The organism is Flavobacteriales bacterium (assembly GCA_025210295.1).
Lineage (GTDB): Bacteria > Bacteroidota > Bacteroidia > Flavobacteriales_D > Parvicellaceae > S010-51.
In genome coordinates this window covers 12,672-25,188 of sequence record JAOASC010000026.1, presented here as the reverse complement: position 1 = coordinate 25,188, position 12,517 = coordinate 12,672, and the positions used below count along the sequence as shown (strand labels likewise).

Genomic DNA, 12,517 nt, shown 5'->3' with positions numbered 1-12,517 from the left:
CAGCTTTTATAATTTAACCACTTTTTTAGTCATGGTTTCTTCTCCTATTTGAACTTTTACAAAATAAACACCAGATTGTACAACCTCCTTAATCTCATATTGTTGTGCACCAGTTACAAACTCTTGATTGACTACTGTTTGAATTAGTTTACCAGTCATATCGTATAACTCTATTGTTAACGACTCCCCCTCTATTAAATCCAAAGTAACTACAGCAGAACTTTCAAAAGGGTTGGGATAAATCGAAACATTGTCTAATACTTTTGGATTTTCTTGAATAAAAGTTAAACAAGCAGCCGAATTTTGCCCTGTTCGATCCACACTATCAAGGTTAGAAGTAAAATCGAATTCACAACGGTTATAAACCCCTTTATTCACATTAAAATTATAAGAAGAAGTTACCTCTACTCCAGGCATATCTACCCAAATTTTATAATTGCCATCAGGTAAATTGGAAAATGAAAACTCCCCATTTTCATCTGTTTGAGTCGAGATAATAGGATCCCCAGATGGATCCAACTTAATAATAATATCAATTCCAGGCATTGGATCGTCTCCCCCTTGTTTATTAGAGTTCGTCAAATCAATTCCTGTTAAAACTCCAGTTAATAAGTTAGGAGTAGCATTATTCTGATGAACTTCTAAAGTATCATGTCTTAAATAAATATCAACTCCCGTTTTTGTTTCATCGGGAGGAGAAATGGTATTTACCAATTCACATTGTGTCCAATCCACTCCTAATGCAGGGTTTCCTTGGTTGGAAACGGTCCCCTCAAAATACGTTAAGTACGAATGTTCTTGAGAATGGCTACCTTGATTATTCATTAATCTTGCAGCAATACGATAATATCCGAAAGGAATACTATCAAAAAGAAATGTTCCAAAGCTATTCGTTCTCACAGTATCTAAAATATCATTTCTTGTAAAGTTACTATGCTCTCTAAATAAATAGACTTCAGCATTTGGTACTTTTGCTGGATTAGGATTAGCACTACTAATTGTATCTAAATAAACATTCCCCTCAATTGATCCTATTTGTGATGGCAATGTATACCATGCGTAAATCACATTAGCTGTGGCTGTTGTATCATCAGTATCCAACTCCATTAAAAGAGAAGAAGCAAATGTATTATTTCTCAAGAAAAAGTGTTTAAATACCTCTGAGGTATCTGTCATAGTATGTAATGTATCTTCATACGAACCATTATTATCTGCATCTTGAATATAATAAGTTATTGTCTGCTCATGCGAACGTCCTAATAAAACATCATTAAAAGTTCCAACAGGAGTTGCTAATGTTCCCCATCCTTTCTCCTCTAATGTTTTATGAACATATCTATGTACTACAGAAGGCCCTTGGGTAATTGGGTAATTAGGAATCACTCCTGTGCTATTAGCAATCGGGACATTGGTAATCATTAAAGAACTATCTTTTTTATAAGTTCCCTCCTCTAAAATGTAAGGAATAACCAAATCTTTTCCTGTGTCTCCACCATACTGTTCTTGAACATCAATTTCTAAACCTTGATAACCTAGCGGCGGCACATTAATCATTGAAACAATTCCAACAGTATGCATTCCTTCTGCATCAACAACAGAGTAAGTCCATACTGTATCGAATCCAGAAATTGGAGAAGTCCAATGTGAAGCATGAGTAGCTTCAGGAAAGTTAGCTCCATTATCATTACCAGGGTAAGTATTTGTAGGGACAGTTTTTAACGTATGTGTATTCCTATTTATTCCTGATTCAATTGCTGCTGGTAATGTTGAATAATCCCAAGGCTGATTAGCTCCATACGATGGTATACTTAATGTAGCTGGAGCCGGTCCACCTGTAACTCCTGAATGGATCCAAACTTGCTTTATTTCTGTATTTACTACTGGTAAATAAGTTCCCAATATTGTTGGAGCTTGAGCTAATATCCCATTAACAATAAAAGCTGTGCTTATTAAAAATAATATTTTCTTCATAACCTTAATTCTGTAAGAGTAATTATCAAATATACATCATTCCACCGCTCAATGCAATAATTTTTATCACAAAAAAAAGCGCATTCGACAAAGAATGCGCTTTCTTAATATAAAAAAGATTTTCTTTTTTTATTATTTTACCATTAACTGTTGAACACTTGTTCCAACTTTTAAGATATAGTTTCCAGCAGCTAAGTTCGCTACATCTACAGTATTAACTGTATTTAACAATGGTTGAGACAATACTACATTACCTAATAAGTCCATAACTACTAACTCCGTTGCTTCAGAAACTTCTACAGTAACGTATCCATTAGCTGTTGGGTTAGGATATACACTTGTTAAAACCCCTGTATTTTCTTCTACTGAAGAGTAAACAGACACATCGTTAGCATCTCTAGGGTTGATGCTCCACTTTTGGTACGAATAGTTAATTACACCTGTAATGTTATAAGCTGTTCCTATTACAACAGATGGATACTCAAAAAATCTATCGTGTGCAATGATTGTTCCTGAACCATCATTTACATCCCATTCTTTAAATTGATTTGGAGCTGTTTCACAAGTAGCGTTTACCACTTGACATAAAACACTTTCATACATTTCTGTACCAGCATTTGCAGTTGAAACAATCGTAGCAGGAACTGAATTAAATTGATTAACAATAGTAAAATCAACAATTCCTTTTAGCTGAGTATATCCATAGTACTCATCAACAACTGCTTTAAAAGTCACAGAATCACCAATAGCAGGAACGTTAGTTTGATCATAAACAAAGATCCCTGTCCAAGCTCCAATACCAGATTGGATGTGATACCCACCATTATTAGCATCAGCATATACAGCAGTAACAATTCCTCCTGTAACTACACTATCATTTTTTAAGTTAGATTCACCATTACCATCAACATCTGACTGTATTTCTACAATTGTTTTTGCTACAGGAGCTGATGGGCCATTTCCACCACCTTGAGTTCCTGTTTCAGCAACTAAAATATTATCTACTTCCCAAGTAGATCCATCAGAGTTACTTCCTGTATATTTGAAAGCAACATAAACAGATGAGCTAATGTAGTTTGTTAAATCAACTTCTCCAGAAGGAGTCCAGCTTCCCCAAGTTTGATCATTAAGATCTAATGTTGCACCAGCTGTAATATCTGTCCAAGTTGCAGTAGAAGGAGCACTTGTTCCATCATAATCTGTAGAAACTAAAACTTCTATTACTGGTCCAGCCCATTTCATTACTGTTTCAAAAGAAACCATCGGTGCTGTAGCTGAAGATAGATCTATTGATGGAGAGATTAACCAAGCTTCAGAAGCCACGTTGTTACTCCCATTGTAATTAGAAATTTTCGCAAATTTATCTCCTGATTGCTCACTAGCATACCAGTTCGTTGTATCAACAGGAACTTGCGTTGTCCACCCTCCAGATGTAAGGCTTAAATCTTCAAAATCTTTGGTCTCATACGTTTGAGCAGTCATTGCCCCTACAGACATTAAACTAACTCCTAAAATGTAAAGTTTTTTCATAATTGTTGTTCTTTGTACTTAAATTTTAATGTTTAACTCTAATTATTGGGTAATCATTACGTTATCTACTTTGAATAAACTAAATGAATTATTAGCCATTGTAGCCTTAAAAGCCACCGCATAAGTTCCTGTATAACCAGCCCCTAAGTAGGTATTCAAAGCTATACTTCCTGAAGAGACATAAGTATTGTTTGCATCAGCTCCTGTTGCTACTGTAGCAGTTACTGGTGTCCATGTAGCCGAGCTGTAATTATTTCCGTCATAATCTGTTGAAACATATACCTGTAAAGCACTTGTTAAGATATTTTGTTGTGCACTACTAAACGATAACATATCGTTTCCTGCTGATTGGATTAATGGCGTAGCCATCCACATTTCTTGAGTTCCAGATACATTACCTGTAGCTACTGCACATAAGTCACCTGAATTATCTCCGCACAACCATTTATTTGAACCTTGTAAAACTCCACTTCTCCAACAGTTGCTATTTACTTCTGTTCCAATAGTATATCCTGTAAACCCTTCGTTTACACCAGCTAAAGGATCACATGATCCACCTCCACCTCCAGCACATCTCACACCAGAAAGTGTTAATTCTTGAGGATTTCTGATAAAAATTTGAACATCATTTCCAAATACGCCTACTACTCCATAAATAGTTCCATTTCCATTAGGGATAATGTCTCCAGCAAAATTTGCATAACCACTTGTTCTTACTAAGACAACATTTCCATCACAATCCGTTAAGTTATGATTAACGCTAAATTGGTTCACAGGATCTGCCCAAGATGTTCCTAAATCAGAATCACTAAACTCTACATTATCCAATTGAATAAATTGTCCTTGTAATGCTCCTGTAACTTGAGCCAAAGTCGTTACAACAGGAGTAACAGTTACATTATTCTGAAGAATAACATTGCTTTCATCAGGATCTAAGTTATCAACTGACAACATTCCGTTATACTCCGTTAATGTCCCTCCGTTTAATTGTACACGAATAGAATCGCCAATTGACAAACTAGAAGAGCTTGTAAATCTCAATTTAATTCCTCCTGTAGCATCTTGAATATAAGTTTCTTTGTAAAAATTCCCTGTTGTTTCATCTGTTGTAACAACAGCTCTAATTGTTAAATCGTCTGTAAACACACTATCTACACCAGAATACATTGCTCTAACCTCGGCAATTGTTTTAATTGTACCAACTGGAATTTCTGGAATTGGTGGTGTATCGTATTCTTTTTCACATGATGCAAATCCAAACATTAAACCTGCTGCTGCTAATAATATACTTAATCTTTTCATTTTATTTATTGTGTATTGTATATATTCTTTTTACTAATTATCGATTAAAATAAGTATGATACCATTAAGAAATAGCTTCTTCCATACATGTAACCATACTTTGATGGAAACTTATCAATGTTTTGGCTGTCGTATCTCAATTGTTCAAAACCACCTGTTTTAAAATCTGTGTTATCTAATATATTATTAACCATTAAATTTAATCTTAAGTATGTATTATTACTAAATTTAAATGATTTCCCTCCAAATATATTGATATTATACCCATTCTCTAATTTCTCTTGAGCGATAATTCCTTCAATTTGAGGATCCCCCTCAAAATAACCATCTATTGCTTCAGCAGTTCTTCGATCTGGATTAGGTGATAAATAGATATCAGCAAAATAATTAAAATTAGCTCCTGCATACCAATATTTTGGCGAATTATATTTCAACCCTATAGAAGCTGCTGTTTCAGGCATTCCTCCAACATGATAATTCTTTAAATAAATCAATTTATCCTCAGCGATTAACTCTTGAGAGTTATCTGTTGTAATCGTTGCTTCAGGTCTTGACGTATATAAATATTGTGCTTTAGTAAAAGCTCCAGACACTTCCCAAACAGTCGCCACTTTTGCTTCAAAACCTACCTCAACACCAGTAAACAATTGATCCACATTAGTCATCGCATAATTTACAAAAGACAAATATTCATCATGATAAAAACTTCTTGCCCAAATTTGGTCATCCATTTGAGTATAAAAAGCCGTAGCTCTTGCCTTTAAATTTGGATAACGTACAACATAATTCACGTCTCCTGATAAAATTTTTGTACTCTCTAAGTTATCCACTACTTGATCTCTTGTTCTAGGAGAAATAAATGAAGCTCTTGAAAAAGGTGCTCTAGTTCCATTTTGAACGTTTGCTTGTAAATAATGACGTCCTGTAATTTTGTAAGTAGCTCCTGCTTTCACCATAAAATTGGTGAATTTATGTTTATCAGAAACTCCTGCCGACTCTTCAGGAAACTTTCCATTAGCTAAAATTCCCTCTCTCCAAAAAACAGTTTCAGTTTCTTGTACCCCAATGTAAGAATCAACTTTGTTTGTTTTATAATCTAATTGAGCAAAAGCATTCATAGAATTTACGTGTATTTTATAATCATAGCCAAACACGTCTCCTACTCTAATAATCTTATTGGGTGTAGAAATATCGTTTTGAGCAATTGCAGGATCTGCAAAATCTCTTTCGGCAAATTGATCAACATCTACCCAATATTCTCCTCCTAACAAATCTTTCATTTTTTTGTAGTTTCTACTGGTATATAACTCTCCTCTTAATCCAGCAGTTAAATACAATTTCTCATTCAATTTGTTTTGATAGTTTAAATTAGCTCCATACTGTCTAGGATCTACTCTAGCATCTTCTAAGATATATTTCGAACGCATCCCTGTTTCCGCAGTACCACTTCCATTAGCATTATCTACTGTGTGTAAATTCTTCGAGTTTGCTAAATACATTGCATCCCAATCTAATTGTCTTGTAGATGGGTCATTTGCCCAAGCATTTTCCGCTTCAAGCGCCCCCTCTTCATCTCCTATTAGACGAAAATAACTTGGTAGATTTTTATAATAATCAGGTCTTGGATCGGCTGCATTATTCCAATTCACATTAGAGCTACCCGTTCTTCCTACAACAGCATATACTGAAGATGAAAGTTTAGACTTTTTGTTAATCTCCCAATCATCAGAGAGCGTAATATAGGTTTTATGATTATTTCTAACTCGAGCATTTCTCTTTACTGTTTCTCCTGTTTCTGGATCTGTCTGATATCCCCAGTAAGAATTGTAAAAGTTATTCTCTGTTAAATCATAAATTTCTTGTGTAGCAATTCCTCTTCTCCCTTGTACAGTTGGAGCTCCAAAAGCTGCTAAATTTAATTCGTGCTTTTCATTCAACTTCTTACCCACAGAAAGGAAGTATGACATGGCACTATAGTTTGTCCCCTCAACATATCCTTCTCCTCCATCAGCAAACCTTGAAGATAATGACGCTGATAAAGACCAACCGTTTTTAAGAACTCCTGTATTATGAGTAAACATAATTCGATGATCATAAGATCGATTTGTTAAAGCATAAGAAAAACGACTACCAGCTCTTTTCGTTGAAGCTTTTAAGTCGATAAAAGAAGAGCCTCCAATTCCTCCAAACTGGTGAGTTGAAGAAGCAATTCCCATAACGTTTTCTGGATAACGCGTAATGTCATTAAGGCCTCCCCAATAACTCCAAATTGCCCAACCAGACTCTGGATCATTACCAGGCATTCCACCTAAGCTAATCAAGGTATTTTCAGAGCTATATCCTCTTAGTCTAAAACGAGCAGCACTAAAGTTAAACCCTGCTGTTCTTGAATAGACATCTCTCGATGATTGTAATAACCCACTAACATTTTGTGATTGGCTTTCTGACTCCATTAAATCCGAACCACTAGAAAGGTTTGGCATAAAATCTGCAATAGAGTCTGTAGCAGTCAAAGTATCTATTTGAGCGCTAGTTGATACGGTTAAACCTGTGGCTAAACCGAAGAAAAATAATTTATTAAATTTCATTATTTATGTTTAATAAGCAACTATATTTGTACCGGTTAATGTGACAAAAAGTGTTTATTTCGAGTGCAAAATTAGTCTTTTACTTTAAAAAATAACAATATGTATATTAAATCTTTGTTAACAATTATCTTAGCTTCGTTGATAACCTCAGCTATAGCGCAGAAACCAACCTTAGATAAAAACAAACAATATGAAGTTGCAGGCATTGGTTTTTATAACCTAGAAAACTTGTTTGACACAATTGTTGACCCGGATACCAATAAAATTCTCCAAGAAGACTTTACCCCACATGGTAAAAAGAATTTCAATACTGAACGCTATTATAAGAAACTGAATAATATGGCTGAAGTGATCAGTAAAATTGGTTCGAAAACGTTTCCTGATGGACTGGCTATTTTAGGTGTTTCTGAAATCGAAAACAGAACGGTATTAGAAGATTTAGTTGCACAAAAACAAATCAAATCAAGAAATTATCAAATTGTTCAATACGACTCTCCAGATGCTAGAGGAATTGACGTTGGATTGCTTTATAACCCAAAATATTTTGAATTAATCAGTTCTAAACCATTTAAACTTGACACCTATTCTGGAGATCAACACTTTAGAACAAGGGATCAGTTGTTGGTGACTGGGAAATTAAATGGCGAAAGAATACACATCATTGTTGCACACTGGCCATCAAGAAGAGGAGGTGAAAAAAGAAGTGCTCCTAGAAGAATTGCTGCAGGTGAAGTTGGTAGAGCGATTATTGATTCAATTCAAGCTGCTGAACCTAATGCTAAAGTCGTTTACATGGGCGACCTCAACGATGACCCTGTAAACAAAAGTGTCAAAAAAGCCATGAAAACAGTTGACAAAATTGAGTTTGTAACACCAAAGAAACTGTACAACCCTATGGAAAAGTTCTATAAAAACGGTATTGGGACATTGGCATGGAGAGATAATTGGAACTTATTTGATCAATTAATTTTAACTCCTGGCTTTGTTACTAAAGATAATAACTTTGATACTTATAAATTCTTCAAAGCGGTTGTTTATAATAAAGAATTCTTAAAAAATGATACCGGAAGTTTTAAAGGGTATCCACATAGAACTTATGTTGGCCCTAACTTTATGAATGGATATAGTGACCACTTCCCAGTATATATGGTTTTAGTCAAAGAGAAAAAATAAGTAGACATTAAATCAATTATTGATTACTATAACGAAACGAATAGCAGATTAGAATTGCTAATTATTTGTACTTCAAACTAATTTTTATAAACTGCATAGTCTATTACAAACTTAGTCACTATGTTCTTTATAAAAATTAGTTTTTTTTTGATCTGCATCTCTGCAATCAGTTCAAGCTTATCCGCACAAACCTTAAACCTCCCACCAAGAAGCCCTAATTACCCCGATGGGGATAGTTTTGCAAATAGCATTACTAACCTTAGCTTACAAGCTAGAGAAGACAGCATTTATGAGCATGTTATCAAAGGAAACATTCCTTCCTTTCAAAGAAATTTAGTCCCCATCACTAAAAACCAAACATTAAATGGGACAAACTATACTGTTACCTACTACGTTCTTCCTGATTATTTAGCTATTGGAAGTGATGCTAATTATTTTTTATGTCCTACTACACCTGGATTAGCTCAAAAGATTGCTCATTACACCAACACCACCCTACCTACCAGTCAAATGGTTAATGAAATCTATAATACAGCTTCATTGAAGTTATCTCCTATTACTTTAACTCCTGGTCCACAAATGACAACAGTACCTTATTTTGAGCAACACAATGATGCTGTAAGAAATGTGAGACAAAATAATATCGTTAACCACCCTTTAGGCACGCTTGTTGGAGGAGACAAAAAGGATGTGATACTCTCTAATGAAATTTACGAAAACGGCAATGAATATGTAGTCATTTATGGATGGCACACCTCAGTTAACAACCCTATCCAACCTGTATATAATGGCCATAGCATTGACTATGTAGATTATAGTCATGGAATACGCCTCGTCCAAAACAAAGTGTACATTAATGGTGATTCTTTGTTAATATCTGATGCATTACAAGATCCTAATTTACATCAATTATTTAGCAGTGAGGGGCAAATTACTACCCCATTTTATCCTTTTGATAATACATTAAATAAAATCACTTCATTTGCGGTTACTAACGAAAATGCCACAACTATCCGTGTGCTGCTCCAAAGTAACCCTGTTGAAATCATTAAAGTTCAATTAAGTTCTGATGGTATCAACTTTTGGAATGAGGTGATACTTGATCACTCTAATCCTCTCATCACTGGGCTTACAACCGATCAAATACAATACATAAGACTTGTACGTGAATTTAACGGAAGTTTCTCTCTTCCATCTGAAGTATTAGCTGCAATTCCAAGCGATAGTAATTCGACATTCTTAATTGTAAATGGATTTGATCGGAATTCTGTTGGTAACACCTATAATTTCATTCGACAACATGGTAGTGCTCTTCATTCTAATAATTATATCTTTTCATCTGCTACTAATGACGCTATTTCTGAAAACCTAATCAACCTCAACAACTATTCGGCTATTGATTATATCCTTGGAGAAGAGAGCTCTCAAACCCATTGTTTAGATCAAACGGAACAAATCAAAATACAAAATTATCTTGACCAAGGAGGTTATTTATTTATTTCAGGCTCTGAGATTGGATGGGACTTACAACATCTTGGTTCCAACTCTGACACTACTTTCTACCATCAATACCTTAAAGCTGCCTATATTGAAGATGCGCCTAACAATGCAGCTAACAGCGTTTATTCTTGTTCAAGTACTCCTTATGGAATATTTAACAGCATACCTACTTTACAATTTGATGACGGCACTAATGGAACTTACAATGTAGATTGGCCTGATGTTATTTCTCCTGTTAACGGTGCCAGTAAAGCACTCTATTATACTTCAGATTCATTAAAGTGCGCTGCAATATCTTATCAAGGAAACTTCGGTTCATCTTCTATACAAGGAAAGCTTGTTTATTTTGCATTTCCTTTTGAAACCATTTACCCCGTTAATGCTAGAGATTCAATTATGGGGCACATTACAACATTCTTTTTTGATGTTCCCACTCAACCGCACGCTAATCTTCCTAAAAATACTTCTTCTCCTTTAACACTTTACCCTAATCCATTTCGAGATGTAATCACGTTAAAAAGTGAAACAACAATTGATTATAGTTTATTACAGCTTTTTGATGCTAACGGACAAAGGTTAATTGTGAACATTAATGCCTACCATCAATTAGATTTATCAAGTCTTAACCCCGGAGTCTACTTCATTAAATATCAAAACAAAGCTTATCCAATAATGAAAGTTCAATAAAAAAAAGAGGATAAGCAATTATCCTCTTTTTTTATTCTTTATTCTTTATTCTTTATTCTTTATTCTTTATTCTTTATTCTTTATTCTTTATTCTTTATTCTTTAGCTTTACCAACGTAAAATAACACTTCCCCAAGTGAACCCACTTCCAAAAGCAGCCAAAACAACCAAATCATCTTCTTTGATTTTCCCTTCTTCAACAGCTTCGGATAACGCAATTGCTATGGATGCAGCTGTTGTATTTCCATATTTTTGAATGTTATTAAACACTTGATCATCTGAAAGTTTAAACTTTTTTTGTACAAACTGAGAGATTCTTAAGTTGGCTTGATGCGGTATTAATAGGTCAATATCTTGAGCTTCAATTTTATTTTGCTCAAGTCCCTCTACAATTGCTTCAGAAAAACGAGTTACTGCATGTTTAAAAACAAAAGGACCATTCATATATGGGTAATAGCTTAAATCTTCTTCATTATTTTCAAAATGTTTAACCCACTTAGATGGATTAGGACTAAGTAAAGCGAGCTCTTCAGCATATTGCCCTTCAGAGTGGAGATGCGTAGACAATACCCCTTTTGAATTGTCTTCCGTTCTTGTTAACACAGCAGCTCCAGCTCCATCACCAAATATTACTGCCATATTTCTACCTCTAGTTGTTTTATCCAACAACCCCGATTGAGACTCGGCTCCTACCACTAGTACATTCTTATACATCCCGGTTTTGATGAATTGGTCAGCCACTGATATAGCATAAATAAACCCAGAGCATTGCGCTCTTACATCCAAAGCTCCAACAGTAGGCATACCTAATAGATGTTGTAATTGTACTCCTCCTCCTGGAAAATAATAATCTGGACTTAAAGTAGCAAAAACGATAAAGTCGATTTCCTCGTTTTTTAATCCTGCCTTTTGAATTGCCATTTCACTGGCCTTTACTGCCATTGTTGTTGCAGACTCATCTAATGCTTTATCTGCCCATCTTCTCTCCTGTATTCCTGTTCTTTCTTGAATCCATTCATCATTGGTGTCCATCATTTGAGATAAATCATCATTAGACACCTTAGTTTGAGGAACGTAATGCCCTGTTCCTATAATCTTTGAATTAAACATATTTGTGTATGCGTTAGTTTAGTTAGCCAAAACTAATAAATTTTATGAATAACAAACAATTTTAAATGTTAAGCTTTATCTTTGTGTCGCCAAACCGTTCTATCGCTCTGAATACTCAGAGAGGAAAGTCCGGGCAGCGAAGAGCAGTATGCTTCCTAACGGGAAGGGTCTTGATTTTATTTGAGATACAGAAAGTGCCACAGAAAACAAACTTCCTTGCTTTTGGGGTAAGGTAAAGGTGAAAAGGTGAGGTAAGAGCTCACCAGTAGTAATGGTAACATTATTAGCTAGGTAAACCTCATACGCTGAAAGACCAAATATACCAGAGTTTATAACCTTAGTTATATAAAAAGTTGCTCGCTTAATCTGGAGGGTAGGTTGATGGAGCTTATTAGTGATAATAAGTGGAGATAAATGATAGAGCTCAATTCAATTGAGACAGAACCCGGCTTATAGGTTTGGTATTTTATACAAAAAGCAACGTTGCCCTTTGTAGACTCGTTAAGATATAAAAGAACATAATGAAAATTGCCTTATTCACCATACTCGTAATTTTACCTTTTGCTTATTTTTCTCAATGTCAGGAATTAACACCTTTAGAAGTTATTAATCCATCATTTGAGGGACCTACTGGCGCTCATATTACTCCTGCTCCAT

General features: G+C 34.8%; 7 protein-coding genes and 1 other RNA gene. 3 read left to right on the top strand and 5 right to left on the bottom strand.

Annotated features, from left to right (window positions below; genetic code table 11):
* Window positions 1-6 precede the first annotated feature (6 nt).
* From N4A35_07230 to N4A35_07215, 4 genes are all read right to left on the bottom strand, one after another.
* A complete protein-coding gene (locus N4A35_07230) occupies window positions 7-1,971 on the bottom strand; it encodes a T9SS type A sorting domain-containing protein (protein MCT4581193.1) in 1,965 nt (654 codons plus the stop codon).
* Window positions 1,972-2,103: 132 nt separating this feature from the next.
* Window positions 2,104-3,501: a choice-of-anchor J domain-containing protein gene (locus N4A35_07225; GenBank protein ID MCT4581192.1), complete on the bottom strand. Its 1,398-nt coding sequence runs from the start codon at window positions 3,499-3,501 to the stop codon at window positions 2,104-2,106.
* A 42-nt stretch (window positions 3,502-3,543) separates the two neighbouring features.
* Window positions 3,544-4,803, bottom strand: coding sequence for a DUF5689 domain-containing protein (locus N4A35_07220; GenBank protein ID MCT4581191.1), 1,260 nt, complete (start codon window positions 4,801-4,803; stop codon window positions 3,544-3,546).
* 44 nt (window positions 4,804-4,847) lie between these two features.
* Window positions 4,848-7,391 carry a TonB-dependent receptor gene (locus N4A35_07215; GenBank protein ID MCT4581190.1) on the bottom strand — a complete coding sequence of 848 codons (2,544 nt, stop codon included), beginning with the start codon at window positions 7,389-7,391 and terminating at the stop codon, window positions 4,848-4,850.
* Window positions 7,392-7,490: 99 nt separating this feature from the next.
* On the opposite strand from N4A35_07215, the gene N4A35_07210 reads away from it, so the two are divergent.
* Window positions 7,491-8,564 (top strand): endonuclease/exonuclease/phosphatase family protein, encoded by a 1,074-nt coding sequence (locus tag N4A35_07210; protein MCT4581189.1) that lies wholly within the window; start codon window positions 7,491-7,493, stop codon window positions 8,562-8,564.
* 120 nt (window positions 8,565-8,684) lie between these two features.
* Complete coding sequence (locus N4A35_07205) at window positions 8,685-10,751, top strand: T9SS type A sorting domain-containing protein (GenBank protein MCT4581188.1); 2,067 nt, start codon at window positions 8,685-8,687, stop codon at window positions 10,749-10,751.
* Between the two features lie 107 nt (window positions 10,752-10,858).
* Here the strand turns inward: N4A35_07205 and N4A35_07200 are convergent, their stop codons facing one another.
* Window positions 10,859-11,860: a ketoacyl-ACP synthase III gene (locus tag N4A35_07200; protein MCT4581187.1), complete on the bottom strand. Its 1,002-nt coding sequence runs from the start codon at window positions 11,858-11,860 to the stop codon at window positions 10,859-10,861.
* An 86-nt stretch (window positions 11,861-11,946) separates the two neighbouring features.
* Between N4A35_07200 and rnpB the strand changes: the two genes are divergently transcribed.
* Window positions 11,947-12,329: RNase P RNA component class A (gene rnpB, locus N4A35_07195), an RNA gene on the top strand.
* Window positions 12,330-12,517 lie beyond the last annotated feature (188 nt).

Excerpts from the sequence above, each read along its gene's own strand:
- N4A35_07225 (MCT4581192.1), bottom strand. The coding sequence starts at position 3,501 with ATGAAAAAACTTTACATTTTAGGAGTTAGTTTAATGTCTGTAGGGGCA.
- N4A35_07220 (MCT4581191.1), bottom strand. The coding sequence starts at position 4,803 with ATGAAAAGATTAAGTATATTATTAGCAGCAGCAGGTTTAATGTTTGGA.
- N4A35_07200 (MCT4581187.1), bottom strand. The coding sequence starts at position 11,860 with ATGTTTAATTCAAAGATTATAGGAACAGGGCATTACGTTCCTCAAACT.
- N4A35_07215 (MCT4581190.1), bottom strand. The coding sequence starts at position 7,391 with ATGAAATTTAATAAATTATTTTTCTTCGGTTTAGCCACAGGTTTAACC.
- N4A35_07230 (MCT4581193.1), bottom strand. The coding sequence starts at position 1,971 with ATGAAGAAAATATTATTTTTAATAAGCACAGCTTTTATTGTTAATGGG.
- N4A35_07205 (MCT4581188.1), top strand. The coding sequence starts at position 8,685 with ATGTTCTTTATAAAAATTAGTTTTTTTTTGATCTGCATCTCTGCAATC.
- N4A35_07210 (MCT4581189.1), top strand. The coding sequence starts at position 7,491 with ATGTATATTAAATCTTTGTTAACAATTATCTTAGCTTCGTTGATAACC.